This is a genomic window from Paenibacillus terreus (assembly GCF_042138595.1).
Classification (GTDB): Bacteria; Bacillota; Bacilli; order Paenibacillales; family Paenibacillaceae; genus Paenibacillus; species Paenibacillus terreus.
Genome location: NZ_JBHIRX010000017.1, coordinates 92,968 through 119,015 on the forward strand (window position 1 = coordinate 92,968; position 26,048 = coordinate 119,015).

Here is a 26,048-nt window from a genome sequence, read left to right on the forward strand (position 1 = left end):
GAAGCTTATGCGACTTGTCCTCCGTCTGCTTGCCGTTCTTACCGTCCTGCCCCTGTTATCCGGCTGCTGGGAAAACCAGGAGCTTAACGAAATTGCTTTTGTGCTCGGACTCGGGATCGATAAAGCCAAAGACGGTTACAAGGTATCCATGCAGGTGGTGATCCCATCTCAAATTGAATCCGCGGGCGGTGGCGGGGGAACCCCCGTAACCTTGTACACCTACAAAGTTCCAACCGTATACGAAGCCTTTCGAAATTTCACATTAAAAAGTCCCCGGCAAAGCTATCTCGGTCACGTCCGGGTTCTGATCATCGGTGAAGAGCTTGCACGTTCAGGAATGGCTGAAACGCTTGATGTCCTGAAGCGCAGCCGGGAGATGCGGACGGATTATTATATCCTGGTCGCCAAGCACGCGAAAGCCTCCGAGGTGCTCAGTGTGTTCACACCGCTTGAGAAGATTCCAGCCAATAGTATGTTTAAATCTGCCAAGGCCTCCGATAAAGCTACAGCCGCCACCATTACCGTTCAGATGGACGAATTCATGAACAGCCTGGTCACGGAAGGCCAGCAGCCGGTATTGACAGGAGTAGAGATTATCGGCAAGTCCGGAGGCGGTCAAGTGAAAAACATTCAGAATATTCAGCCCGCAACCAAGCTGCATTTTGGCGACGTGGCGGTATTCCGCAAGGATCGGCTTGTCGGTTGGCTGAATGAGTTGGAAAGCATTGGCTTCAGTTATGCAATGGACCGGGTGTATACCAATTCGGGGGCTATTTTCGGAAACGACGGCAAAAAAATTGTGGTGGAGGCGTTATCCAGTCATACGAAGCGCAAGGTCAAAATCATAAATGGCAAACCGCATATTTACCTTCATGCTTCATTGGTTGCCAATATTCAGGCTGTGCAAAGCGGCATGGATATCACCACCCCTTCGGCGCTTGCCAAGCTGGAGCAGGAAGGCGAGAAACGGGTGGTCCGGTTAATGGAAACCACTGTGGATACCTTGATCGATAAATACAATTCGGACGCGCTTGGGTTCGGGCAGCTCATCTATAAGGACGATCCCAAGGCATGGCGTGAGCTCAGAAAAGAAGGTGCCACCGACTATCTGAAGAACATCGAGGTCCATTACGCCGCGAATGTTCTGATCAACAGAATAGGAGTCACAGGCAATTCCATCATACGCGACATGAAGGAGTAATGGACTTGAAATATTGGATATTAGTCCTCGCGGTGGCGCTATGTCTCTTCCTGCTTGATTTACCTTTACTGAACCGTACCCGTCACAAAAGGGACTGGCTCGTTTATGGCGTTATCCTGGCAGCCGGCGTAATCAGCACATCGCTGGCAGCACCGCAAAGGCGGACTCCCAGCCTGTTAAATTTTCTGTTATGGCTGTACGGACCCGTCAACAGTTGGCTTGGCTCATGGTTCCAATGATGAAACGGCGGAGGTATATCAGATGTTGGAAAATGGGAGGATTAACACAAGGCAGCTGACGATTTTGGTATTGCTGACACTCGTGGGGGACATGGCGCTCGTATACCCTGAAATTATGTGCTATATTGCGAAGCAGGATGCCTGGATTGCCGCTGTGGTAAGCATACCGTTGGGCACTGCCCTGATCTGGCTGCTGCTCAAGCTGTACTGTCTCCACCCTGGATTGACTTTGATCGAAAGTGTACAAACCATTTTGGGAAAATGGGCGGGTGGCGCTGTCGCCTTGTTTTATCTGCAGTATTTTATAATTGCAGGCTGCATTTACATTAGAGAAATCGAGGATTTTACAGGTACGCAGATCTATGAGCGCACGCCAGGCAGCGTGATCCGGTTTATGGTGCTGTTTCTGGTCGTCTGTGGTGTATATCTGGGTCTGGAGGTCATTGGCAGATCCGCCGAGGTCTTTCTGCCGATGTTTATCTTTTTTCTGGTGGGGCTGCTTGTCCTGCTGCTGCCGCAAGCACACTGGGACCGGCTGCTGCCGATGATGGACACTCCTGTTCCTACCTTGCTGGAAGCTGTCAAATTCGGCGTCTTTTACCCTTTTGGAGAAGTGTTGATCATTCTGATGATCTATCCTTACGCACGCGTTCAGAAGCACACCAACCGGGACATTCTCTTCGGGGTTATTCTGGGCGCTCTTGGACTTAACCTGATTGTGCTGCTTTCCGCTACGGTGCTGGGCGTCTATCTCACAGAGCAGCATTTCTTTGCAGCCTACGTGCTTGCCCAGAAGATCAACATCGGGGAATTTCTGCAGCGGATTGAGGCCTTGATGGGTTTTGCCTGGTTCATCTCCACCTATTTCAAAACCTTATTATATTTTTACGGCTTCACGCTTGGCACAGCCCAGCTGTTCCGTCTGCACAGCCGCCGCTTGCTGATTCTGCCAACCGGCCTGCTGGCCTTCGGATTGGTGGAGCTGCTATCTCCTGATATGATCTTTTACATTAAAACGATTCCGCCGTTTTGGGTCAGCTGGAATATCACGCTCAGCCTGGTTATTCCGCTGCTGCTTCTTGGAGTAAATGCGCTTAAGCAATCCGGCAAGCGGAATAAACAGCCCCAGACTCAGCAATAGTCGGGTCAAGCCCTCCTGCTGAGAAAAAGACGGCTTCCGGAAGCATCGAAAGCCGACATTCAACTCTCTGTTAAGATTAGTCGCTGGTCAGGTAGATGTTCGGGCGCGACGGTGTATCCATGCCTGTTCCCAGGTAGAAGCCGGTATGCGGGGGCTGATTGTAACCTGTATTCTGCCACGCAATTGCAAGGCGATATACCGGATCATGCATTAACGTACGAATTCGGTAATCCGCTATATCGGTGGTTGAATAAATTCTCAGCGCGCTGCTGGTGGCCACACCCCGGTCGGCGCTTGACAATACGGCATACCTCATGATCTAACGGACCAAGCTCCCCATTTCTAGGTTGAGCCTAAAAATTATCATTCATTCATATAAACCGGCATTAACACCTCATCAACCAACTGATTCAGGTACTCTTTCGATACGTTCCCGCCACGCACCATATTCTCAAAACGCAGAATATCAAACGGCAAACTCATTTGCATGACCGAAAATTCATGCTTGATTTCCCCTCGTTGTCTGGCAAACTCCTGTACTTTCTTCATCATGTCCATATTGCTTTCACGTCCCCTGATGGAGAGCTCCCGGAAGTGTTCATTTTTCTGGCTTAACTCAAACAAAATAGCGCTCGTAAGCTCCGGACCCACCGCCTCCAAAAATTGCTGGTACAGCTCTAAAGCAGCCAATAAATCCTCTCTCAGGCTCCCTTGTTCCTGCACCAAATCAATCAATTTCCCGCCGAGCGCCTGCCTGTATCTGTATTGCACCAACGCATACAGGAGATCAGCCTGGTTATGATAACGCCCGTAGATTACGGTTCTGCTCGTTTTCGCCTGTTTTGCAACGTTTTGAAAGGTCATATGCTCATATCCTGTTGTTGAAAGAATTTCATATGCTGCTTCCAGAATTGCCACTTCCAGTTTTTCTCCTCTTCTTCGTTCCATGGCCATCAGTATTTCCTCCCGATTGATCTCTTTTAATAAGAATATCACAAATTAGCGTACAACTTGTACTTTATATACTTGGAGTGTATAATCCATTCGAAATAACATACAAAATGCACTTTATAACTTCGGTTTATCAATTCGGCTTTTCTGTCTCAAGTATCCTGACAGTTGTGATGTCCATTGCCGGAAAGGAGCTGTAAGTCATCATGAATAAAATATTGGTCGTCGATGATGATCCCCACTTTCGCAAGTTGGTGAAAGCTATTTTGGACAACGAAGGCTGTGACCTGTACGAAGCCTCCGATGGAATCGAAGCTCTTTCCCTGCTGGAGACCTTAAAAGTTGATCTGGTCATACTTGATGTGATGATGCCGAATATGGATGGCTGGCAGCTGTGTCGGGAACTGCGGACTCACTATGATCTTCCGTTGCTTATGCTCACGGCTAAAGGTGAAATCTCTCAGAAAGTGAAGGGATTCCAATTCGGCACCGATGATTATCTGGTTAAACCTGTCGAGCCGCTGGAATTAGTGGTGCGGGTCAAGGCATTGTTGAGGCGTTATCAAATTGTATCGTCCCAAACGGTGCAAATTGGTGAATTGTTTATCAACCGTAGAAACTATGAAGTTACCGTGGATAAAGCCATCGTTTTTCTGCCACTCAAGGAATTCGAGCTTTTGTTCAAATTGGCCAGTCATCCAAATAAAACATTTTCGCGGGAACAGCTCATAACGGACATATGGGGATATGAATTCGATGGAAACGAACGGACGCTGGATGTGCACATCAACCGGCTGCGGCAGCGTTTTCCGGAAACCAATCATTCGTTTGCCATCCGAACCGTGCGGGGGCTTGGCTATTGTCTGGAGGTCTATTCGTGAAAAAAGGGCTTTCGCGAAAAGATACGATACTTCGAGGGTTCGTTTTATTCATTGTCATTTTCGCAATTATCATTGGCTGCGGCGCGCTGGCCGGACTTTTTGCACGCATCATTCTTTTTACCACTGGGCATGCTCCGGCAGAAGAATCTATTTATGGCCAGGGCCTCACTTGGCTGATTTTGATAGCCCTCTTATTACTGGCAAGGTACTACCTGAAATACGGAAACATCGCAAAATATATCGATTCCTTTAACGCCGTCATCCACGTGTTGGAGAGAATCGCCAAAGGCGACTACAAAGCCAGACTGAAGGAACCATTCAATGAACACAAATCGTTCGACGAATTGGTGAAGAGCGTGAATAACATGGCTGCGGATTTAGAGCAGATGGAGAATATGAGGCAGGAGTTTATCTCCAATGTATCTCATGAAATCCAGTCCCCTCTTGCATCCATCCGGGGGTTTGCCCAGGTCCTGCAGAGCAATGATCTATTAAGCATCGCAGAGAGAAAGCTCTATTTAAGCATTATTGAAAGCGAAAGCGCACGTCTGTCCAAGCTAAGCGACAGCTTGCTTCAGCTTGCCGTTCTCGAATCGGAGAGTATGAACCTGCAGCAGCGGCCATACCGTCTGGACAAGCAGATCAGGGACCTGATTCTGGCCTGTGAACCGCAATGGAGAGGAAAAAAAGTCGATGTGGAGGCTTTCCTGGACGAAGTAACCTGCATGCTGGATGAAGACAGGATGAGCCAGGTTTGGATCAATTTGATTCACAACAGCATTAAATTTACACCTAAGGGCGGCAGGATACGGGTTGAATTGCACCAGCATGGCAAAACGATCGAGGTTCACGTATCGGATACGGGAATAGGTATTTCAGAGGAAGATCAAAAGCGAATTTTCGAGCGTTTCCATAAAGCGGACAAATCAAGAGACCGTTCGAATCAAGGCAGCGGGCTCGGTCTGTCCATCGCCAAAAAAATTGTGGATTTGCACGGCGGCGGTGTCCGTGTGCGCAGCACTCCGGGTGCGGGGACAACTTTTACTGTAACGTTGCCGAATTAGACACCACACGCATATAAAATGTAATTATTTGGGGTTTTCGATTTAAATTCAGTTTACTCACTTGTTGTACGATAACTCCGAGGAGAGATACCTTAAAAACAAGGAGTGCTGATCGATGTCAGAAATGATTCAAACACGCAACTTGATTAAACAATATGGAGATCGGAAGGTGCTTGACAGCATTTCCCTTTCTGTCAAAAAAGGTGAAATCTATGGCTTTCTGGGGCTCAACGGCGCAGGGAAAACGACGATCATTCGGCTTCTGCTGGGCATGATCCGTCCTACTTCCGGAACTGTCCTGCTGAACGGTAAACCGGTGGATGCCGGCGATCCTAGTTTGTGGCAGCGGGTTGGGTACCTTGTAGAGACGCCTTACGCTTATCCTTCATTCACCGTGCGGGAGAACCTGGAGATCATCTGCCGTCTGCGGCGGCTTTCCGGTACGAAACCAATTGATGAAGTCTTGGAGAAGCTGAAGCTGACCTTCTATGAGCACACGAAGGCGAAAGACCTGTCCCTGGGAAATGCGCAGAAACTCGGCCTCGCGAAAGCGCTGATCCATAATCCGGATATTCTGATCCTGGACGAGCCTACCAATGGCCTGGATCCGGCCGGCATTGTTCAAGTCAGGCAACTGCTTCAGGATCTGGCCCGCAATCATGGCGTCACAATCTTTATATCCAGTCATATTCTGGAGGAGATGTCCAAGATGGTGTCTCGGATCGGCATTATCCATCAAGGCCGCTTGATTCAGGAAATGAGCGCAGGAGAGCTGAACCAGGCATTCCACAGACGCCTGTGGGTAGATACGCAGCAAACAGAAGCGGCAAGAGCCAAGCTGGCGGACGAGGGATATACCGTTCATTTGTCCGAAAATGGATGGCTTGAAGTCACAAGTGAGCATGCCATCCGGCATCCGGAACAGATTGCGCAGCTGTTAGTGCATGCTGATCTGCCGCCATCGCTGCTGAAGGTTGAAGAAGAAAGTCTGGAGTCGTACTTTTTGAGAAGTGTCGGGATGATTGGAGGAGATGCGAAATGAACTATTTCATTGCTGCTCTCAGGGTTGAAATTTACAAATTACGCCGTTCTTTAGTTCCCTGGTTAACACTTCTGTTTGTCATGGCCGTCGTTTCACAAGAAGTAGGACAACCGGATTGGCATTCCTATCTGAGCGGTGCGGTCTATCGGTTTACGATTTTGGGCTCCATCGGCTTTGGTTTTCTGACAAGCTGGTTATTCGGCCGCGAATATGCGGATCGCACGCTAAAAGATCTGCTGGCCTTGCCTGTGTCGCGCCTGAACATGGTGCTGGCGAAATATGCAGCGGTTCTCGTGAGCTGTGTGTTGATCTCAGTGGTCTTATTTGTTTATGTGCTTGGCTTGGGAATGATTGTGGGACTGCCCGGATTATCAGTGGATATGATTTGGCAAGCCTTTGGCGTGTTCGGCTTAACTGCTGTTTTCAATATGCTGCTGTGCACACTTGTCGCTTTTATAGCATGTTGGTCACGCGGGTGGCTGGCTCCGATCGGGTTTGTTTTCCTGACATTAGTATCGGCGTTAATTCTTGGGCCAAGCCCGGTCGGTCCCTATGTACCATGGGCCATTCCGGCGCTGCAAACGCTGCATTTCAGTTCTGGGGGAACGGGGATGGCAGGTGTCGGAATATTGCATGGTGCGAGCTATACCATTCTTTTAGTGACCGGAGCTGTCGGATTCGCCGGCACCTTGGCATGGTGGCGTTATACAGATCAGAGATAAATTATGGAAAAAATATAACTTAAAAAACATCACAAGTCTGCACTCAGTGGAAAAAGGTCGTTCAAGCGTGTACAGAACATGACCACAACGAATGGGATCAAAACACCTCTTCTTTGGGTCATGTTAATTTTCTGTGCACGTGATGAACCACCTGAAACAACAAACTGATGAAGCGAGGAATCGTCATCCTTACCGCTAACGGACTCGATTGATCTTATTTACCTCAAAAGGCGGAATATCATTGCCCTAACGGACCGGGAAGATCTTATTTGCCTGAAAATGGCCCATAGCATTCTTGTAAATGCTAAATAAAGGCTATGGGGTCCGTTAACATTCCATAAACGCTTGATTTTGCCGAAATAAGGGCATTGCAGTCCGTTAAGATGATCACGTACGCCGCCTTGTTCTTGTTAAGCTCCGATTTCGGCTATCCCTGCCATTTAGTTGTATATGATCAGCATCTGCGACAGAAAAGGATTGGATGTTGAAAGAAAACATATCTTTTTGAAATACTTGGCTAATTTCTTCAATTCCTTACTTTCCGTAATATCTTCTTCGCTCCAGCCTACACAGTAGAATAGAAAATAGGGAGATAGTTCAAGTTGTTGTTGAACGAAAACTATGAAAATCCTTTCTTCCGCATTAACTTCAATTCCAGTAAGTTCGGCTACATCTGGCTGATACTGGTACGCGACATAAGGAATGCCTTCCGAGTGACGGCCCTTTCCTTTGCTTAAAAGGGATAAAATGAATGGGTTCAACCAGGATTCCTCATGCAACTTTTGATATATTTTATTAATTTCCGTTATTGAATCCGTACTTGACAAGGTGATCTGGACATGAACCTTACCCTGTTTGTATGTCACCCGTAAAGAATCAAAGATCGAGAGCAGCCTGGCTAATATGATTCTGAACCCTGCTTTTCCCAATATAGCACAGTCCTTATTTCCAAACTTTTCATTGGCTCATTTCCATGAATTTAGGTTTAATCCTCTAAGCTAGGCATAGTCTTTACTTATTATACGAGCAACGACGTTGCTCTGCAGTCCGTATTCGGTAGTACTTATTGATCAGTTCATCGAGTAGCATCGATTGCAATAGTACCCGTTCATCAAGCGTACCAAACTGTGCCTGCAAGTCATGCAATTTCTGACGTTCCTTTTCAATCTGTTGCATGATCGCTGTCATCATGATTTTCGTCCCCTCCCTTGCTAGCTTTCAAAGTAGAGGGTTATGAAAAATTCTATTATCATATTTTTTTTTGGAAAATACTGTGTCCATGATATGTCTTCTTTTTGTCCTTATTTTGCTTGCAACTTGTCCCTGCTTTGACTGTATCTACTGGATAATAGATGAAATAAAATCAAAGTATGGTATACATAAAGACCATACCATAATCTAACAATCAAAGGAGGCTTGCACATGTATCAATAACCTCAAGTCATTACATTCAAGCCAAACAAGTCTGTCGAAGACAGGAAGCACAAGAAAAAACTAATAAACAACAGGGATATGAACTCAGAACCCAGCTTTTCGGCATGAATAATTGGATCAGGGAGGTTGTTTATGAAAAAGAAACTTTTTAGCTTCATAATTGTATTAGCATTATCCATTATGAATGCGCTCTCAGTTTTCGCCAGTGAACAATCTGTAACCGGGATAACTTACACCGAGCCTTCTCAATCAACAGTAGTTGAACAAGATTCTGCTGTAACTCCGAATACAGAAGTTAGTCCGCAAGCAATAGGAGTCGGACAAATCACACTATCGCGTGTTGATGGGAGTAGCAATGTATTTGAATTGTCTGTTATCCTATGGATGCCGGAGACTATTACTGATTTGCAATACCGTGTAAACTGGGGAGACGGGGCGTATACTACTGGTTCAGGATCAGACGCCATAGGTAAAAAAACATGGAGCGACGATTTTACCTTAGTTTACGCAACACCAGGGGTATACAAACCTACGGTTAACATTCAAGTGAGAACAACCTCCGGTACGTGGCAGCAAATTAACGTAACACCAGCTAATGTAGCAGTTGTCCTTTAAACTAAGATTAGCCATCCCAGCCTCATCTACTTTTTATAAAGATGGGGTTGGGTATTTTTGTTAGTATCATAATGAGGTATAATAGCTGTGATTTAGTCAAATAAGGAGGATATCTGTATGGATACTACCATCTTTTCTGGCTATTCCTACCCGCTACACATCATCATGAGCCATTATTTCGTTAACAATAAAACCTATGAATACAACACGGCTTTGTACATTGATTTGGATGATTTTCACAAGCTGGATTTAAAAATGTACGAGAATTTCTTCAAGAACGTGCAGGTACACAAGCACGAAGATTATTATCAAGTTAGCTTGATTAATTTGGAGCTTGGCCCAAGGTGGGATATTCAAAAGCTGGTTCGTTCCAGACAGCTACCTGAAGAATATATTTATTGGGCTGAGTTATTTACACTGTTCGATACGCTAGAGGATTATGATCCTTTTGACGATAGGTACGCAGATATTGTTATTTACGATAGAGAAAAGGAGGATCATGGGCACAAGTCTGTTCCTGCCAGCTTGAGTAACCCGCTTATTAAATTACTGCTAATGCGTTATTGGGAGGGACAGAAAGACGGTCTTGATTTCGTAGTATTTGCCACACCTATCTGCAAACTGGATGACAAGCTGCGGGTGAGCATTGTGCAGTATTTCCAGCCGGCATTTGATCGTATATGTGTTACCGCCTTGGTCAAACACGATCAAGTATGGTTTACCTCTGTCAGATTACAAAAGCCAAGATTCGATCTTCAAGCTATTGCCGGGCTTGACAGCATATCGATGATAGATTTGTTATTACTCGAAAGCCACGAGTTCAATCCCTAGGGAGGGACAAAAAAGTGACTCATACAGATAACATCTACTCTAATGAGTCACTTCCCACTGATATATATGAATCCACCTACAGCCCTGGAATTAATAAGAGCGGCTGCTGGTCCAAGCTTATCCTTCAAACGAGTTACGACTTTCGGAATCCCTTCAGGCTTAATGTATCCTCCCCATATGTAGTCTGCCAAATCAAACTTAGACACAATTTCTCCTTCGTGATCCAGAAAATACTGGAGCAGTTTTGCCTGCTTTTCCGTTAAATCGTTTTTCATGTTACCATACTGCACCCAAAGCTGTTCGGGATGAAAAAAAGTATCCCGCCCGATATGAATAGGAACTGTATTTTTATCTTCTCTAACTGTATGTACTGAATATGACAACTGAGAAAGTACCTTATCTAAGTCCTTTACATCATCTTGCATGAGATAATAATTAGGATTTTTTAGTACACTAATGATCCCCATTCGTTTAGCACGTAACTCCTCACTTATTGCAATATCGTTCTGAATCATTAAATATACTCTTGCCCCACTTGTTATAGCAATCCGAAGGAATTCCCAATCCTTCGCATTAATCTGATCTACACCAAGTATAATATGACTGTATATTTCGTAGTTAGAAGAAGTCAGATTATCTCTTGAAATCACTGTGAAAGGAGCATTATTAAGCAGATAACTAAGAAATCGAATTATGCTTTCTTCATCTGTACAAAGAGCAACATTCATTCCTGATATCCCTCCATATCACGACAAAAAACAAGAAATTATACCTATTTTTTCAATAGTTTAGTATTTATTTTGTACTCATATGAAAAAGTTTGTCATTTTATAACTTTGGAATATGGGCAAATAAAAAAGCCAGCGAAAAGGCTGGCTAGAACAGGTAACATTAATAAGTTGTGCATCAGCCGCCACCTATATGGCCCATAGGCTGAATAATATTAGGTAACTGAATCTGATCTATGATAGGTAATGCTACAAAGATGACTAGAACAAGGCTTAAGCTTACTAAGTAATTAGTCGCCTTTTTGACCATTCCTTTCCCACACCTCTCTTATAAGAACATTGTACTGTGTCTTGATTTCTGATGTTGCAACTGATCTGAAATACTCAAACAAGCCTACACAATTCATCATAAGTACCTTATTATTAATTTTATCCGCTCTTTGCAAACAATCGATCAAATTTTTAAAACCATGAGAGTAATTTTTTCTATGTAGCTGATATTTTGATAACTCATACCAGTATTTAGCCTCTTCTTCATTAAGAACCTGATAAGAGTAAATATCCTCCGATTCCCGATCCCGCTCCTGTTTAAGCTGATGCTCAAATCGTTCTAGGATAGGATCGATATCTAGATTATGCCTATTGGCAACTTCCACTACATTCAGAAGCTCTGCAAATACTTCTTTCTTTCCTTCGATATACTCAATATATTCTGGCAACACACTGATGTCTCCTGACATTAGCCTATTTACGCATGTATTCACATTAGCCCATTGCTGAAAAGAAGCCATCCACTGCCTGGTGTCCTCATCCTGCTCCTTTACCCAGCTCAAATCAGCATAAGCTCGGATATGCTCCAGACCCTTGGCATAATCACCTTTTTCATCACTTGCACTTGCCATTAAAAAATCCGAGTAGGCTACATAAAAGAAGAACGGCCTGCTCAGTTTGTGGGAAACATCGTGATCTAAACGGGCGGAATTATGTCGAAGATCATATAAGATTCTCGCCTTACGACCCATATCCTGAGCTAGCTCGAATACCTTATCCCAGTGCCCCATTGAACGGTACAGGTTCGCCAAGTCCTTTAAGGCGTCCAGTTGCTCCAGCTCATCGAGTCGTTCCGCATAAGGACCGAATTCCACTGCTGCCTTTAGATTCTGCACCTGATCGTCACCAATCCGAATCTTGAACAGCCTGTATTGGCACACCGCCAGTCGTTCCGAATGCTGATGCTTCTCGCTAAACGCAACATTTTTATAGAGCAATGCCGCTGCCTCATATCGTTCCTGGGCAAAAAAATCCTCTGCCAGTTCAAACACCAGTGGAGCATAGTATGTAACGTTCTCCATTAACACATCCACGACTTTTGCTATGCAGTCCAATCTGTTCAATTCCATACACCGTTGCAAAAAAGGCTTGACTCTCCGCCAATTCAAAGGCGCATCTAGCATATATTCTTGCACATAACGGTTATAGAAATAATCTTCTGGCTTGTCCATCGCTTTCGTGATGCAGTCCAGTTGATGTACAGCTATCGAGCGGTTACCCATGACAATGCCACTCACCGTCCCCGGATTCAGTCCGGCCACGGCGCCAAATTCACTCATGTTCAGGTGATGCTCCTGCAAATAGCTTCTGACTTCCGTCCGAATCGTAGCTGTGTGCAATGGAATCCTCCTTTCTATATTTCAATTTTTATATATCTATGGAAACTATATACATATATTATAGTATATATGACCAGTATTTATGAAGTGAATTATTATTTGTAGATTTGTATCTGCTCCTTCAATACCTTCATACAACTTCGTCAAATCGTATGAGAAGCAAACAGAATATATCTTTCACCAAACGAACTAGGAAAGCCCGACTTACACAAAAAAGCACATCCGATGTTCGGTCGGTCCCATTATACGAGAACCGACTGAACTCGGATGTGCTGTTCTTCTGCCTACGCTTACAGCGGCTGAATCGTAAATTCAAACGCCAGCGACTGGTCCGCTTTAATACGATACTCCTCATGAACCGGAGCTCCCCAGCTGTCGTCTCCGCCCACGCCCATCTGCCGGCCTGCTACCGTGATCACCGTATAGTGCACCTCGGGCAGCTCATACAGATGATAGGCGCTCTCCAGCTCAAACGCGGTGTACGGCGAGATGTTGGCCTCGACCGGAGCCGATGCTGGTGCCGTAATGCGGATGCCGTGCTGCAGATCGTCCGTGATGTCCACACGACGCACCCCGGTGCGGTTGCCGGATGCCTGCGGAACGACATAACCGGACACATTGTCCGCCGCTTCGTTGCGGAAGGTCGTCAGCCTTGCCCCAAAGGCGCGGTCCGCGTAATTCTCCTCCGGCCCCATTGCATACCAATCCAGATGGCGGTAGTCCGCCGGTACCTTGAACGTCAGGGCGAAAATCGGCAAATCCGGCAGCCCGGCAGCACCCTTGTACGCAGTCTTCACCCGCACACTGCCATCCGCATACACCGTATAAGCCGTGGCCGCTTCAATCCCGGCATGCACGCTGAAGCTGTAACGGAAAGTAACCGTCACGCTGCCCTCGCCTTCCTCAAGCACAATATCCGTGCATTTGCGCGCCAGGCTTGCGGCGAACCAGGCACCCGCCTCGTACCCCAAGGAAAAACCTTTGTCATTATCGGTGGTGGCCCGCCAGAAGAGCGGCGCCGGCGGCATGGCAATCATCTCCCGTCCGCCGTAACGGAGCGAGGTCAAGCTGCCGGCCCCCTTCGAGAACATCACCGTGAAATTGCTGCCATGTACACCGATGTTCACGTCTCCCTGGACGACCTTCAGCTCACCCGCAGGCAGCTGCGCAAGTGCCGAATCCTCCACCTGGAAAATATGCTGGCCGAAGGCGATCTCATGTCCGGCAGGCGCCCACAGCGCAGACTCGCGCAGTACGAGCGAAGCATGAACGACATATTCGCCCGGAGCAGCAGCCACATCCGGCAGCTCATACGCGATGAATGCCTCAGTTCCCGCGGCCACCTCAGGCTGCACAACGCCACGATAGACTTCCCGCCCTTCATGCAGCAGGCTGTACACGAGATCGTACGCTTCCGTTCCCGTGAACAGGTTTTCATTTTTCACAGTCACTCCGCTACGGTCAGGGAACAGCTTGATATTCTGATACAGGAATTTAACCTCCTGCATTTTGGGGGACAGCTTCCGGTCCGCGTAGACAATGCCATCCGTACAGAAGTTATAATCCGTCGCCCGGTCGTCGAAATCGCCGCCAAAGGCAAGGTACTCCTTGCCGTAGCGGTTCTTTTTCACCACAGCCTGATCGATGTAATCCCAGATAAATCCGCCCTGGTACATCTCGTATTTATTTTCAAGCTCCGTATACTTGTGCATGCCACCCACAGAGTTGCCCATCGCGTGCATATACTCGCAGCTGATATATGGCTTCTGCGGGTTATCGTTCAGATACTGCTCAATATCGGCCACCTTGGCATACATGCGGCTTTCCATATCGCTTGTGTCGTTGTACTCGCGGTTGTGGAAGACACCCTCATAATGCACCAGCCGGCTTGGGTCCACCGCTCTGAAGTAATTCGCTACATTCAAAATCACTTCGCCCGCATACGATTCATTGCCGCAGGACCAGATCAGAATGGACGGATGGTTCTTATCCCGCTCCACCATCGACACCGCCCGGTCCATGACAATATCCTGCCATTCCGGCAGATTGCCCGGAATATTCCAGGATGGTTCGACTGCTCCAAGCTTCTGCCACGATCCATGCGTCTCCAGATTCATCTCATCAATGACGTAAACTCCGTACTCATCGCACAGCTCATACCACAACGTCTGGTTCGGATAATGGGAGGTGCGGACCGCATTCATATTATTTTGCTTCAAGGTCCTGATATCCCACAGCATATCTTCCTTCGTGATGGCCCGCCCCGTGCGGCAGTTGAACTCATGGCGGTTTACGCCTTTGAACACGACACGTTTGCCGTTCAGGCACATCACTTTATTGATCATTTCGAAGCGGCGGAAGCCTGCTTTCTGCGGAATGACTTCCACAAGTTCGCCAGCCTCGTTAAAGACATGGATGTACAAGGTGTACAGGTAAGGCTGCTCCGCGCTCCACGGGCTGACCTGCTCAATACTTCCTGAGAGAGACAACTTTCCGCCCGAGAAAGCCCCCTCCAACGAAGCAACAATCTGCTGGTCCGCATCCTTGACGTCCACCCGCACCCGAGCCGCTGCTTCCTGCTCCAGCGTCAAATCCAGCTGCAGCGTACCGTTCGTATAGGAATCATCCAGCCCGGCCTGCACTTTCACATCACGGACATGGATGTCAGGAATGGTGTACAGGTACACGTCTCTGAAAATACCGGAAAAACGCCAGAAATCCTGATCCTCCAGCCATGCGCCCGTACTTCTCTGATACACCTCCACCGCCAGCCGGTTCTCCCCCTCCTGCAGGAAAGGAGTCAGCTCGAAATCGGAAGGGGTGAAGCTGTCTTCCCCATAACCGACAAAATGACCATTCAGCCATACATAAAACGCCGTTTCCACACCCTGAAAGGAGATGAAAACAGGCCGGTCCTTCATGGAATCCGGCAGACGGAAGCTCGTCACATAGCTGCCGACCGGATTGTCTCCCTCCGGAAGCTGCGGCGGCCGCAGCTCATGATGTCCATCCCACGGATACATTGTGTTCACGTACTGCATCTGCCCGTAGCCCTGCGTCTGGATATGCCCGGGTACGGTAATGTAGCCCCAACCGCTCACGTCAAAATTCTGCTGGTAAAAAGACTGCGGACGGCTGGCCGGATTTGCGGCATAGTTGAATTTCCACGTACCGTTCAGGCTGTGGCGCATTTCCATGGGCCCCTGCGCTTCCGCTTCCTGTACTGTTCTGTAGTATTTGTGGTCCGAATAAGCGGGCAGCCGGTTGACCGCGAACACACTCACATCCGACAACCAGTCCAGACTCCACTCTTTCACTCTTGCGTTCTTTACTCCCACCAAAGAAATTCACTCCCATGTAAGCAGATTATTTTACCGATCCCACCATGCCAGCTACAAAATGCTTCTGCATCACAAAGAACACCAGCGCGGTCGGCAGCGTCGAGATGACAATCGCGATCATAATAACCCCATAGTCAGGCGAATAGCTTGAGCCCAAATTGGAAATGAGCAGCGGAACCGTCTGATTTTCAGGAGTCTGCAGCACGATCAGCGGCCACAGGTAATTGTTCCAGCTCGACATGAACGTAATGATGGCAGCGGCAGCATAGGTCGTCTTCATTGTCGGCACATACACCCGGAAGAACAAGCCCAGCTCCGACAGGCCGTCCATCCGGCCTGCTTCCAGCAGATCCTTCGGGAACATTTTGGAGCTTTGCCGGAAGAAGAAGATCAGGAACGCCGTCGCAAACGTTGGAATCACCACCGCCGCCAGCGTATCGATACCTATCGCTGGAACGAAATTCGTAATCGACCCGAACATCCGGTAGAGCGGAACCATGAGCGCCGCAAAAGGGATCATCATGGATAACAGCAGAATGTTGAAAACGACGTCCTTCGCCCGGCTTCTGTACACTTCAAAGCCATATCCCGCCAGGGAGGAAATGAGCAGAGCCAGTACGGTGGTCGTGATCGATATTTTGGCCGAGTTGCCCAGCGCCGTCAGAATATCCACCTGCCCCAGGAGCTTGCTGATGTTCTCGCCCAGGAAGGAGCCGGGAAGCAGCCTGCCCTTCGTCACATCCACCGAAGTATTCGTGGAGCTGACCAGCATCCACAAAAAAGGAAAAATGGACACAAACGCCGCCACACTCAGAAATATATATGTGAAAACCGTCTTGGTTTTACCCATTTCGCTCACCTGCCGCTTTAAACTGAATGAATGACAAGATAATGATCATGATGACGATTGAATAAGACACGGTTGCCGCATAACCGAAGTCGGCCGAATATTTGAAGGATAGATTATAAATGTAGTGCGAGATGGTTGTCGTGGCATTGCCGGGACCGCCTTTGGTAATATTCACAACCTCGTCGAAGAGCTGCAGTGTACCGATCGTCGATGTAATGGACGTAAACAGAATGATTGGTTTCAACAGCGGTACGGTAATGCTGAAAAACTGCCGTATCGACGATGCTCCGTCAATCCGGGCCGCCTCGTAAATCGATGAATCGATATTTTGCAGACCCGACAGGTAGAAAATCATGTTGTAGCCCGTCCAGCGCCACGTAATCGCGATGATGATCGTTACCTTGGCCCAGAACGGATCGGTAATCCACTGAATCGGCTCGCCAATAATATGCAGATTCAGCAGGAATGAGTTCACCAGCCCGTCCCCGGAGAACAGATATTTAAATACGACAGAGTAAGCAACGAGCGACGTAATGCAGGGCAGGAAGATCGCCGTGCGGAAAAATCCTTTGAATTTCAGGTTTTTATCATTCAACAGTACGGAAATGAATAACGCCAGAATCACCATCAGCGGGACCTGGAAAATAAGATAAATAAACGTATTCTTGACGGCGGTCAGGAACATGGAGTCCGTAAACAGCCGTGTATAGTTGTCAATGCCGGTAAACGTAAGGTTGGTTCCCGTTCCTGTCTGGAAGGACAGGATCAGAGCCCGCAGCATCGGATAAAAATAAAAAGTGAAGATCATAATGACCGCAGCGGCGATGAACAGCCAGCCGGTCAGGCCCGCTTTGACCCGTCCGGACAGGCCGGACTTGGGGGCTCCCATCTGTGATTTGGCGGGTCCGGCGAGACCCGGTTTGGCTTCTCTCATGTACACTCAGCTCCTTGTTTAAACAGGCACGCGATATCCCTGCCCAGCATTCCTCAAGGGGTCGCGTGCCTGTTTTCTTTGTCTATGGCTCGTTTTCAGCGCCTGCCAGCGTTATTTCAGCTGCGCTTCCGCCTGTGCCTGGGTATCATTGATGACGGAGTCAACATCCTTGCCATTCATGAAGTTTTGAACTTCAACAGCCAGGATATCCTCAATGGCATACGTATGCAGACCATAGTTGACATTCGGAATTTGCTCCGACCATTTGGCGAAGTCAGCATAGATTTTTTGTCCGCCAAAGAATTCCTGTCCTTCATCATAAGCCGGTCCGGTGGCTGCTGCTTTCAGCGAGCCGATGGCACCGATCTTCGTAACCATTTGTTGATACAACTGGGTGTCCGAACCGAAGGTTTCCTTCAGGAAGTCCGCCGCCGTATCCTGGCCGTCCATGTTCATGACATACCATGAGCTGCCGCCAAGGTTCGAAGCGTTCACAGAGTTATTGCCGGCCATTTTCGGAAACGGTACAACAGCCCATTTGCCGGATTGGGAAGCTTCCGCCTTGATGGAAGGTGTGATCCAGTTGCCTGTCGGAACGGTTGCCACATTACCGCTGTTAAAGGCGGCCAGGAATTGGCTCCAGTCAGACGTCATGGTCACGATGTTGGCATCCATGAGCTTCTTGTAAGTTTCCAGCGCTTCCTTCATCGCAGGGTTGCCGGCAATGTTAGGCGTCTTGCCGTCTTCCTTCAGATACCAGGAGCCTGCGGACTGCAGCATCATACGGATCAGACCGAGGTCGTTCGGGTCCTGTGACAGGAAGTCCTTGCCCGTTTTCGCTTTCACGTCTTTACCGATCTCGATGTAACGGTCCCATGTAATGTTCGTCAAATCTTCAACCTTGTAGCCTGCCTGCTCCAGGTAATCCGTTCTTACATACAATCCGGTAACACCGGAGTCGAACGGAACGCCATACTGCTTGCCGTTCGCGCTGGTCGGTCCGATTTTGTAATCCGCGAAGGCTGCAGGATCAATCGTGTTCGTCATGTCATGGAATGCATCCGGGTAAGCCTGCAGGAAGTTCTGCGCCCGGTAATCCTCAATCAGCACGATGTTTGGCAGTCCTTTCGTTGTACCGGAGTTCAGGCCGGTGTTCAACTTTTGCACGATATCGGCCTGCGCATATTCCACGATGTTGATCTTCACATCCGGATTTTTGGCAGTGTACAATTCCTTCGCGATATTCAGTGCGGCGATATTAAAGTTAGGGTCCCAGGCCCAGACCGTGATCTCTTTTTTATTGGGATCCGAAGCCGCCCCTTCTTTTGCGCCCCCGCCGCTCGAACAAGCGGACAATACAAATACGCATGCCAACAAGAGCAAAAGCATTTTTTTCATGTGTTCAACCCCTGTTTCTATATAGTGTAAGTTTCCTTGAAACCCTTTACTGAAAGCGTTTCCCTTCAGCATGATCATCTTACCACCCGCGCTTTTGGGCCAGCTATAAATATCTTTGCTAAGATTTGTTTTATTATTATGTCATGCAGCTGGATAACGCTTTCATATGGTACTTTCTTTTGATTTTGGCATTTTTTTTAGCAGCATCCTGTTCAACAGGACGTCACTTTGAACGCATGGTCACAGTTTTTGTTGCATTCCCATCTACGTTGTTTGTTGCGTAAAAATCGTATTTTGTTTAGTCATTTCATATTGATTTCACCCGCAAATACTTGTACATTTTAATTACGAAACAAATCCACGCAACAAAGCAACGCAACAATCAGCAACTCAGGGCTAATATTGTTTGAACAATGCAGCATTCCTATACACTCTAAATGGTGATCACCAGTATTTTCAAAGGAGAAGTGTTTATCCATGAGTACGATCCGGGATGTTGCGAAATTAGCGAATGTATCCACAGCCACCGTATCCAGAGTTTTAAACAATGACACCACCTATAAAATCACGGAAGAAACCAAAGAAAGAGTCTGGCAAGCGGTTACTCAGCTTCATTATAAAATCAGTTCGCGCCCAAAGCGAAAAACTGCACAGAAGGGCCAGACCGCAAGCAAGCCGCATATCAAAATCGGATGTGTATTAAGTGTGACAAAAGACAAGTACAACGATCCTTATTTCATGTCCATCTTATCCGGCGTGGAAGAGAGATTGCTTAGTAAAGGATATAACATTTTCTTTATTCGGACCGGAATCGAACTGAATGATCACAAAATCTTATCCAGTACCTTCAGCGAACCCATTACCGGCCTGATTCTGATGGAATCTTTGAAAAGCGAAACCTACGAGTATATATGCAAGCAGGTTCCCCATATCGTGGGTGTCGATACAGAACGCGGGGATATCGATAATGTGGGTTATGATCACTACAATGTCGCTGCAATGGCCGTAAACCATCTCATTGACAAAGGCCACACCCGAATTGGATATATCGGGGGAAGCGGGTTAACGGGCAACTTGAAGGACAGCCGCCGCTATCGGGGGTATTATGCCAGCATGCATGCTGCCGGAATGTCCGTCAATCCCGATTGGGTGATTGATTGCCTGTGGGATGAAGCAGTCTGTATCGACAAAATCAATCATTTATGCAAAACCGGCAATTACCCAACCGCCTTCTTTGCCGGGAGCGACTTGATGGCCATGGCCGCCCTTAACGGCTTGTATAATAACGGCATTTCCGTTCCCAATGAAGTGGCTGTTATAGGTCTATCCAATATTGAGGTATCCAAGTATTCCAATCCTCCACTATCTACAATCGAGGTGCCGACCAGGGAAATCGGCATGGTCGCTGTTGACAACCTGATCGATAGAATCAACGGAAACCGGCTGCTGCCCAAGAAAATTATTTTGCCCACCCGCCTGGTGGTGCGCAGTTCTACCTAGAAAGATGTATAGAGGAGGTTTGAAATGAGAACACGAGGCAATAAAACGAAAATGACGTTGATCGTTTTTACCATGATGGCCTTGCTCCTTACCTTATTCCCTTTTCCCGCCTTTACTTCGGCTGCAGCAGGCGACGTGATCGAATTCCACCCGACCGAGCTGGATGACCCGCTCAATAACCCGTTTAAGGGCTGGGCGCCTTCAGCGAAATCTACCGGCTATCCGCAGAAACACCGCCTGGTGTATGCCGGCGTCACCTGGAAAGAGCTTGAACCAACAAAGGGCAAGTATGATTTCAGTGCGATCGAAGCATCCAATCACTTTGACTATTGGCGAAGCCAAGGAGTCAATGTGGTGCTGCGCTTTATTATGGACAGTCCTTCCGGTACGCCTCACCGGGATATTCCTGACTGGCTGTATAACGACATGGTCAATATGGGGCAATCGCCGGGGACAGCCTATCGGGATGATACCGGCGGTATGGGAACAGGCAACAATACGGGCTTTTCTCCTAATTACAGCTCCGAATATCTGATCTCCAGACACAAGCTTGCAATCGAAGCGATTGCTGAGCATTACAACACCCCTGACAGCCCGATCGCTTTTGTACAAATCGGCTCGCTCGGCCATTGGGCGGAATTCCACACCTGGCCCTATGCAGGACCGAATGGGGAAAGCAACTATACAGGCGTGTTTCCTCCGAACGAAATATCCAACCAGTACATTCAACACTATATTGACGCATTCGCCGCTCAGGAGGATCATACGCAGTTAATGATCAGACGGAGCGTGGAGCTGGCCAAAAATAATAACAAAGGTCTTATTCTCGGCATGTATAATGACGTATTCGGAGATCAGCCAAGCTTCGATTCCGAATGGGGCTGGTATACAGGCACACAGAACGGTTATTGGGATGATATTGGACAGCGGCAGCCGGATCATGCAAACTTCTGGGACATCCGTATCTCTGGCGGGGAGTTTTACGGCGGTGCCTCCGGTATGAATGCCGCTCTCACAACAGGCAATGGTTTCAATGAAACGCTTCGGCAGACCGAGCTCAGCAAGCCGAGCTGGCTGGGGCCGAATTCCCCGGCTTCCCTGGCGCAGGGTAATCCGCTGCAAGGCAATATCGACCGGCTCAAGAAACGGATGGGCTACCACTTTGTTGTGAACAAGGCTGCGTATCCACAAAACAATACCGGAGGCACCCTGGATGTATCCATCGATGTGGAAAATAAAGGGGTTCAGCACTTCCCGTTCAACTGGCCTGTTGAAATTCAGCTGCGCAGCGGGAACAATATCGTGGCCCGTCAGTCCGTATCCGCAGATTTAAGAACGTGGAAAACCGGTTTGCATACGGTATCCGGCACTCTCACTACCGGTTCACTGCCAAGCGGCACCTATGACCTGGCTATTGCGATCCTTGATCCAAACACAAACCAGCCGGGGGTTGATTTTGCCAATACGGACCGGCTTGCGGATGGAGCTTATAAAATAGGTACGTGGACCAAGCGTTAGAAAGAGGAAAGTATCCAACATATGTTAAGAAAAAAAGGCAAAGCCCTTGGATAGGATATCCAGGGACTTTGCCGACTTCGGGGGCTTGCAAGCCAAAGCCGCTACAGTTCTCATCCCCCCTCTTCTAAAGCTGGTTGCTTTTGTGGAAGGGGTCTTCTTGTCACCACTGATAAAATTATGCTTCTGTGTCGTCTGGCAGCTTTTCGATCAGAGGCAGTGTAATTCTCACCTTCGTGCCTTCGCCTTTGGTGCTCGTGATGCTCACACCATATTCCTCGCCGTACAACAGGGTAATCCGGTTGTGCACATTCTGAATACCGATTCCGGTAAACATCTGGCGTTTGCTCTTCGGATTGGGCAGCGCATCATGCGTGGACAAGCCGTCCATACCATCGCCGTTATCCGCGACCTCGCAGATCAGCGTATCCTCCGTACGAGAAACCAGAATGTATATCGTGCCCTCATTCTTCTGATTAAAGGCATGAAAAAACGCATTCTCAATAAAAGGCTGGATAATCAGCTTTGGCACATGGTAATGCATGCAGTCAGGTGACGCAAACGTATTGACCTTAATCCGGTCGCCGTAGCGGGCGTGGTTAATAAACACGTAGTTTTGCATATTGGCCAGCTCCTGCTCGATCGTGACCGTTTCATTGACATTGCTGATCGTATTCTGCAGCAGGGAGATGAGCGCATTAATGGTCTCTGCGGCCTTTTCCTTGCTGCCCTGCTGTACCAGGAACTTGACGGAGGCCAGTGTATTGTACAGAAAATGCGGATTAATCTGCCGCTGCAGGGCCGCCAGCTCGGCATTCCGCTGCTCCTTCTGGGTGTACAGCAGCTTGTCGATATAATCATTCAGTTCATAGAGCATGTAGTTAAAAGCTTTGCCCAGCTCGCGCGTCTCATAGCTGCCGCCAATGTCGATGTAATTATCGAAATTTTTCTCCGTAATGTTCGACATCTGCTTGACCAGCCGGGAGAGGGAATCGGTCAGCCTTCTGGAAATCAGAAATACGACCAGCAGGGAAATTGAAATAATCGCCAGGCAGATCAGCACCACTGATTTGACGTTGATAATCTGGCCTACAGCATACTTCCGGTCAATCAAATTGACGATATAGAAGTCATAGGCGGGCACGTAATTGGCGAGCAAAATATGGTCCTTGCCCATGACCTCGGCATTTTTATAGGGCAGCTGCCGGGCTGCGATATCCTCGGCGTCGCCAAGCAGCTCGGGCGAGCTCTGTCCGATCCAATCCTCCCGGTTGCTGGAGACGATCCGGCCGTTCTTGTCCAGAATGACGACATCGTTGCCCGTGCTCGTGAAGTTGGAATAGAACTGCTTGAATTCCTGCTCACGGATGGAGACATACAAAATGCCGTACAGCGTTCCGCTGGTACGTTCGACAAGGGCTTTGGAGGCAATGATAAAATGCTCATTCTGCGCAGCTCCGGGCGAGCGCTCGCGGTCATACTGATACATGAGCCGCTTGGGCTCGGCTATGGTGTTGATGGTAATCCGGTGGCCTGCCAGGTCATCCCCCGCCACAGGCCAATACATCTGGCCGGCAGAATAGCTTCTGCCGTTCATACCTGTAATGGTAATGCCTACATCGTAAGCATCCACGTTGGATTTGATCTGCTTCATCTGCTGCCCCATGTTGAAATAAAGCCTGGCCGTCGTGACGGAATCGGTGCTGCCTGCAGTCAGGAAGCTCTTCACCGTCAGGCTCTGTGACGCATGGCTGGAAGCATTGACGATAGAGTCGTTGAAGGACTCGAAGCTGGTCTTGATCTGGTTCAGCACCTTCGAATTCGTAATGCTGAAGGTCTCAACAAACAGACGCTCCGACATGCGGAGCGTCACAAGCGAGGTTAACACGCATACAGCCGTAATGCTGATGATCATGACAATGAATATTTTAAAGAACAGCCCGTCCTTCTTCATCCGGTTCAGATATGTTTTCATACTATCTTCCCTTTTCCCTGTTAGAGGTTGCTAGTGTTTTCTTCGATATTGGCTGGGTGAGCAGCCCGTCAGCTTCTTGAATACCTTCGTAAAATAGCTGTGATCCGAGTACCCGACCAAACTGCCGATTTCCGAGATCGGAGCAGCGCTGGAACGCAGCAGCTCGGCGGCCTTGTCCACACGGACCTTGTTCAAATATTCACTGAACCCTTCCTTGTTATGCGCCGTAAAATAGGTGGACAGATAGGACGGGTTGAAATGAAAATGCTTCGCCAGCGCGGTCAGGCTGAGCGGCTCGCTGTAGTGATCATTGATGTAATCGAGGAGCATTTTCATGTTGTCGTCACCTGTCTGCTGCTGCTTCAAGGAAATCAGCCTGTCCGCTTCCTGCAGGAAATCCTCCAGCCTGGCGGTGGCTTCATGCACATGGCCGGCCTCTTCGATGGCCTGAAAGTAAGCAAACTTCGCCTTGTCCAGCTCCTTGACGTCATATCCGGAGCCGCCGAGCAGAATCGTAATATTAAAAATGATATTCCCGAGAAAGGACCTGAATTCGGAAGCGGAGCTGCTGTAGTCTTCCGCCATCCCGGCAACTTGGTCTCTCAAGGACTGGAATGCTTCTTCAAAATGCTCCCGTTTCATATCCTCGGCAAACCGTTTCAGGTCGAACAGAGCGACGGCCGCAGCCGGCTGAGGCAGGGAGTCTTCCGTCAGCAGCAACGCATCCGGAAAATAAAACCTCCTGTCCAGCAGCTTCATCAGCCTGTCCCTGAATACGCTTCCCAATTGGCCGAAGTCGCGGAACCAATGACTGGCCACCCACCCGGCGCCCGGTTGGCCGATGCTCGGTGACTGCGCCAGGGTTTCCGCCTTCGCCAGCAGCTGTGCATAGGACGCCTGCTCCACATTCACCAGCCACACCGACAGATGGCTGTCCGCCGGCACGGGCATGATCACGACATGCTCCAGGGCCGCTCGAAGCGAGTCGGCAAGCTCTTGCCCGGGATCGGTTAACCCTGCGGTTTTGTCTTTGACGGACGAACGGCCCTTATCCATACCCAGCAGGCAAAAGCCGCCATAGGGGAAATGACGCCGCGGAATGTCCGGGTCGTACTCAACGTCATAGGACGCGACCAGCTTTCCGATCACGGACTCCACGGTGACAGCATGTTCGCCGCTACCGCCGGTGTACTGCAGGGAAGGAATGCGGCGAGCGGTCTTTTGCAGCACCCGCAGCAGCTCTTCCGTTTCCAACTTTGGCTTGAGTATGTAATCCGCTACCCCGCTTTGGAAGGTGGAGCGGACATACTCGAACTCGCCGTAGCTGCTGAGCACAATGATTTCAATATGCGGATAACGGCTCTTCACCACCCTGGTGAATTCTTCACCGTCCATCAAGGGCATGACAATATCGGTAATGACAATGTGCGGGTGTACCGTTTCAATCAGCTCCAAGGCTTCACGCCCGTTGGCGGCTTCCCCGGTGATCTCGAATCCGTATTGCTCCCAGTTCAAGTAATGCTTGATCCCCTGACGGACAAGCGTCTCATCATCCACGATCAAAATCCGGCACATCTGCTCCATGCTCTCACTCTCCCACAATTACGGAAAATTACTGATGATGCATATATCAAGTTCATATTGTTAGCGCTTTATTAAGTGTTCTAATGCTACCATACTTCGATTCAATGGGGCAAAGAAAAAAATTCGCTTCGTTCTCTCCGCTGCTTCGTGCATATCCCACCATTAAATCAGCAAAGACTATCGGCTCTTCGGTGAAATCCAAAGAATCTCTGCTTCTCCTGAAGGCTTGCAAAATTGAAAGGGGCAGTCCCATAAGCCATTTTCAATGGCGCGCAGCTGGCGGAATTCGGGCACTTACTCGAAGCCGGGACGGTTCGCGTCGCCATCGACAGCACGTTCCCACTTGCCGATGCTCGCAAGGCGCACGAACGAGCTGCCCGTGGGCACATCCAGGGCAAGATCGTGCTCACAGTCGTGTGAGGACGGCAGTTC

23 protein-coding genes and 1 pseudogene are annotated in these 26,048 nt (G+C 48.5%); 12 read left to right on the forward strand and 12 right to left on the reverse strand.

What is annotated here, in order from left to right; genetic code table 11:
• Positions 1-7: 7 nt before the first annotated feature.
• From ACE5KN_RS24385 to ACE5KN_RS24395, 3 genes are read left to right on the forward strand one after another with little or no spacing between them, the layout of a single operon-like run.
• Positions 8-1,201, forward strand: coding sequence for a Ger(x)C family spore germination protein (locus ACE5KN_RS24385; protein WP_375533171.1), 1,194 nt, complete (start codon positions 8-10; stop codon positions 1,199-1,201).
• Between the two features lie 5 nt (positions 1,202-1,206).
• A complete protein-coding gene (locus ACE5KN_RS24390) occupies positions 1,207-1,440 on the forward strand; it encodes a hypothetical protein (RefSeq protein ID WP_375525514.1) in 234 nt (77 codons plus the stop codon).
• 22 nt (positions 1,441-1,462) lie between these two features.
• Positions 1,463-2,581: a GerAB/ArcD/ProY family transporter gene (locus ACE5KN_RS24395; RefSeq protein ID WP_375525515.1), complete on the forward strand. Its 1,119-nt coding sequence runs from the start codon at positions 1,463-1,465 to the stop codon at positions 2,579-2,581.
• A 76-nt stretch (positions 2,582-2,657) separates the two neighbouring features.
• On the opposite strand, the pseudogene ACE5KN_RS24400 reads toward ACE5KN_RS24395, so the two are convergent.
• Positions 2,658-2,852, reverse strand: a pseudogene (locus tag ACE5KN_RS24400) (rhamnogalacturonan lyase family protein); the annotation flags it as partial.
• A 92-nt stretch (positions 2,853-2,944) separates the two neighbouring features.
• Positions 2,945-3,535 carry a TetR/AcrR family transcriptional regulator gene (locus tag ACE5KN_RS24405; RefSeq protein ID WP_375525516.1) on the reverse strand — a complete coding sequence of 197 codons (591 nt, stop codon included), beginning with the start codon at positions 3,533-3,535 and terminating at the stop codon, positions 2,945-2,947.
• Positions 3,536-3,738: 203 nt separating this feature from the next.
• On the opposite strand from ACE5KN_RS24405, the gene ACE5KN_RS24410 reads away from it, so the two are divergent.
• The 4 genes from ACE5KN_RS24410 (at position 3,739) to ACE5KN_RS24425 (ending at position 7,241) form a co-directional block, all read left to right on the forward strand.
• A complete protein-coding gene (locus ACE5KN_RS24410; protein ID WP_375525517.1) occupies positions 3,739-4,413 on the forward strand; it encodes a response regulator transcription factor in 675 nt (224 codons plus the stop codon).
• Positions 4,410-5,477 (forward strand): sensor histidine kinase, encoded by a 1,068-nt coding sequence (locus tag ACE5KN_RS24415; protein WP_375525518.1) that lies wholly within the window; start codon positions 4,410-4,412, stop codon positions 5,475-5,477. Before ACE5KN_RS24410 ends, ACE5KN_RS24415 begins: the two co-directional genes overlap by 4 nt.
• Before the next feature lie 115 nt (positions 5,478-5,592).
• Positions 5,593-6,519 carry an ABC transporter ATP-binding protein gene (locus ACE5KN_RS24420; RefSeq protein WP_375525519.1) on the forward strand — a complete coding sequence of 309 codons (927 nt, stop codon included), beginning with the start codon at positions 5,593-5,595 and terminating at the stop codon, positions 6,517-6,519.
• Positions 6,516-7,241, forward strand: coding sequence for an ABC transporter permease (locus tag ACE5KN_RS24425; RefSeq protein ID WP_375525520.1), 726 nt, complete (start codon positions 6,516-6,518; stop codon positions 7,239-7,241). The genes ACE5KN_RS24420 and ACE5KN_RS24425 overlap by 4 nt, the downstream gene beginning before the upstream one ends.
• 440 nt (positions 7,242-7,681) lie before the next feature.
• Here ACE5KN_RS24425 and ACE5KN_RS24430 read toward each other — a convergent pair whose 3' ends face one another.
• Positions 7,682-8,002: a hypothetical protein gene (locus ACE5KN_RS24430; protein WP_375525521.1), complete on the reverse strand. Its 321-nt coding sequence runs from the start codon at positions 8,000-8,002 to the stop codon at positions 7,682-7,684.
• 250 nt (positions 8,003-8,252) lie between these two features.
• Positions 8,253-8,432: a Spo0E family sporulation regulatory protein-aspartic acid phosphatase gene (locus tag ACE5KN_RS24435; protein ID WP_375525522.1), complete on the reverse strand. Its 180-nt coding sequence runs from the start codon at positions 8,430-8,432 to the stop codon at positions 8,253-8,255.
• A gap of 375 nt (positions 8,433-8,807) precedes the next feature.
• Between ACE5KN_RS24435 and ACE5KN_RS24440 the strand changes: the two genes are divergently transcribed.
• Complete coding sequence (locus ACE5KN_RS24440) at positions 8,808-9,290, forward strand: hypothetical protein (RefSeq protein WP_375525523.1); 483 nt, start codon at positions 8,808-8,810, stop codon at positions 9,288-9,290.
• Between the two features lie 117 nt (positions 9,291-9,407).
• Positions 9,408-10,121 carry a hypothetical protein gene (locus ACE5KN_RS24445; RefSeq protein ID WP_375525524.1) on the forward strand — a complete coding sequence of 238 codons (714 nt, stop codon included), beginning with the start codon at positions 9,408-9,410 and terminating at the stop codon, positions 10,119-10,121.
• A gap of 47 nt (positions 10,122-10,168) precedes the next feature.
• Here the strand turns inward: ACE5KN_RS24445 and ACE5KN_RS24450 are convergent, their stop codons facing one another.
• The 6 genes from ACE5KN_RS24450 to ACE5KN_RS24475 all read right to left on the reverse strand — a co-directional run bounded on the left by ACE5KN_RS24450 (position 10,169) and on the right by ACE5KN_RS24475 (position 19,042).
• Positions 10,169-10,849 carry a winged helix-turn-helix domain-containing protein gene (locus ACE5KN_RS24450; protein ID WP_375525525.1) on the reverse strand — a complete coding sequence of 227 codons (681 nt, stop codon included), beginning with the start codon at positions 10,847-10,849 and terminating at the stop codon, positions 10,169-10,171.
• 290 nt (positions 10,850-11,139) lie between these two features.
• Positions 11,140-12,459, reverse strand: a complete 1,320-nt coding sequence (locus tag ACE5KN_RS24455; RefSeq protein WP_375525526.1) for a transcriptional regulator — start codon at positions 12,457-12,459, stop codon at positions 11,140-11,142.
• A gap of 350 nt (positions 12,460-12,809) precedes the next feature.
• Positions 12,810-15,857, reverse strand: coding sequence for a beta-galactosidase, LacZ type (lacZ, locus tag ACE5KN_RS24460; protein WP_375525564.1), 3,048 nt, complete (start codon positions 15,855-15,857; stop codon positions 12,810-12,812).
• Between the two features lie 28 nt (positions 15,858-15,885).
• A complete protein-coding gene (locus tag ACE5KN_RS24465; RefSeq protein WP_375525527.1) occupies positions 15,886-16,710 on the reverse strand; it encodes a carbohydrate ABC transporter permease in 825 nt (274 codons plus the stop codon).
• Complete coding sequence (locus tag ACE5KN_RS24470) at positions 16,703-17,599, reverse strand: carbohydrate ABC transporter permease (protein ID WP_375525565.1); 897 nt, start codon at positions 17,597-17,599, stop codon at positions 16,703-16,705. Before ACE5KN_RS24470 ends, ACE5KN_RS24465 begins: the two co-directional genes overlap by 8 nt.
• 156 nt (positions 17,600-17,755) lie before the next feature.
• On the reverse strand, positions 17,756-19,042 hold the full coding sequence (locus ACE5KN_RS24475) for an ABC transporter substrate-binding protein (RefSeq protein ID WP_375525528.1): 1,287 nt from the start codon (positions 19,040-19,042) through the stop codon (positions 17,756-17,758).
• A 477-nt stretch (positions 19,043-19,519) separates the two neighbouring features.
• Between ACE5KN_RS24475 and ACE5KN_RS24480 the strand changes: the two genes are divergently transcribed.
• The gene (locus ACE5KN_RS24480) at positions 19,520-20,542 is read left to right on the forward strand and encodes a LacI family DNA-binding transcriptional regulator (protein ID WP_375525529.1); all 1,023 of its coding nucleotides are present in this window, start codon (positions 19,520-19,522) and stop codon (positions 20,540-20,542) included.
• 24 nt (positions 20,543-20,566) lie between these two features.
• On the forward strand, positions 20,567-22,060 hold the full coding sequence (locus ACE5KN_RS24485; RefSeq protein WP_375525530.1) for a DUF4832 domain-containing protein: 1,494 nt from the start codon (positions 20,567-20,569) through the stop codon (positions 22,058-22,060).
• A gap of 175 nt (positions 22,061-22,235) precedes the next feature.
• On the opposite strand, the gene ACE5KN_RS24490 is transcribed toward ACE5KN_RS24485, so the two are convergent.
• Positions 22,236-24,032 carry a sensor histidine kinase gene (locus ACE5KN_RS24490; protein WP_375525531.1) on the reverse strand — a complete coding sequence of 599 codons (1,797 nt, stop codon included), beginning with the start codon at positions 24,030-24,032 and terminating at the stop codon, positions 22,236-22,238.
• Between the two features lie 30 nt (positions 24,033-24,062).
• Positions 24,063-25,616 carry a response regulator gene (locus ACE5KN_RS24495; protein ID WP_375525532.1) on the reverse strand — a complete coding sequence of 518 codons (1,554 nt, stop codon included), beginning with the start codon at positions 25,614-25,616 and terminating at the stop codon, positions 24,063-24,065.
• Positions 25,617-25,892: 276 nt separating this feature from the next.
• Between ACE5KN_RS24495 and ACE5KN_RS24500 the strand changes: the two genes are divergently transcribed.
• A complete protein-coding gene (locus ACE5KN_RS24500; protein WP_375525566.1) occupies positions 25,893-26,036 on the forward strand; it encodes a zinc-binding dehydrogenase in 144 nt (47 codons plus the stop codon).
• Positions 26,037-26,048: the final 12 nt, after the last annotated feature.

What these genes read in the sequence shown, in the direction of transcription:
- ACE5KN_RS24450 (WP_375525525.1), bottom strand. Translation starts at nt 10,849, where the DNA reads ATGAATGTTGCTCTTTGTACAGATGAAGAAAGCATAATTCGATTTCTT.
- ACE5KN_RS24465 (WP_375525527.1), bottom strand. Translation starts at nt 16,710, where the DNA reads ATGGGTAAAACCAAGACGGTTTTCACATATATATTTCTGAGTGTGGCG.
- ACE5KN_RS24475 (WP_375525528.1), bottom strand. Translation starts at nt 19,042, where the DNA reads ATGAAAAAAATGCTTTTGCTCTTGTTGGCATGCGTATTTGTATTGTCC.
- ACE5KN_RS24385 (WP_375533171.1), top strand. Translation starts at nt 8, where the DNA reads ATGCGACTTGTCCTCCGTCTGCTTGCCGTTCTTACCGTCCTGCCCCTG.
- ACE5KN_RS24405 (WP_375525516.1), bottom strand. Translation starts at nt 3,535, where the DNA reads ATGGCCATGGAACGAAGAAGAGGAGAAAAACTGGAAGTGGCAATTCTG.
- ACE5KN_RS24435 (WP_375525522.1), bottom strand. Translation starts at nt 8,432, where the DNA reads ATGATGACAGCGATCATGCAACAGATTGAAAAGGAACGTCAGAAATTG.
- ACE5KN_RS24455 (WP_375525526.1), bottom strand. Translation starts at nt 12,459, where the DNA reads ATGAGTGAATTTGGCGCCGTGGCCGGACTGAATCCGGGGACGGTGAGT.
- ACE5KN_RS24440 (WP_375525523.1), top strand. Translation starts at nt 8,808, where the DNA reads ATGAAAAAGAAACTTTTTAGCTTCATAATTGTATTAGCATTATCCATT.
- ACE5KN_RS24420 (WP_375525519.1), top strand. Translation starts at nt 5,593, where the DNA reads ATGTCAGAAATGATTCAAACACGCAACTTGATTAAACAATATGGAGAT.
- ACE5KN_RS24445 (WP_375525524.1), top strand. Translation starts at nt 9,408, where the DNA reads ATGGATACTACCATCTTTTCTGGCTATTCCTACCCGCTACACATCATC.
- ACE5KN_RS24425 (WP_375525520.1), top strand. Translation starts at nt 6,516, where the DNA reads ATGAACTATTTCATTGCTGCTCTCAGGGTTGAAATTTACAAATTACGC.
- ACE5KN_RS24490 (WP_375525531.1), bottom strand. Translation starts at nt 24,032, where the DNA reads ATGAAAACATATCTGAACCGGATGAAGAAGGACGGGCTGTTCTTTAAA.
- ACE5KN_RS24395 (WP_375525515.1), top strand. Translation starts at nt 1,463, where the DNA reads ATGTTGGAAAATGGGAGGATTAACACAAGGCAGCTGACGATTTTGGTA.
- ACE5KN_RS24410 (WP_375525517.1), top strand. Translation starts at nt 3,739, where the DNA reads ATGAATAAAATATTGGTCGTCGATGATGATCCCCACTTTCGCAAGTTG.
- ACE5KN_RS24495 (WP_375525532.1), bottom strand. Translation starts at nt 25,616, where the DNA reads ATGGAGCAGATGTGCCGGATTTTGATCGTGGATGATGAGACGCTTGTC.
- ACE5KN_RS24485 (WP_375525530.1), top strand. Translation starts at nt 20,567, where the DNA reads ATGAGAACACGAGGCAATAAAACGAAAATGACGTTGATCGTTTTTACC.
- ACE5KN_RS24480 (WP_375525529.1), top strand. Translation starts at nt 19,520, where the DNA reads ATGAGTACGATCCGGGATGTTGCGAAATTAGCGAATGTATCCACAGCC.
- ACE5KN_RS24470 (WP_375525565.1), bottom strand. Translation starts at nt 17,599, where the DNA reads ATGGGAGCCCCCAAGTCCGGCCTGTCCGGACGGGTCAAAGCGGGCCTG.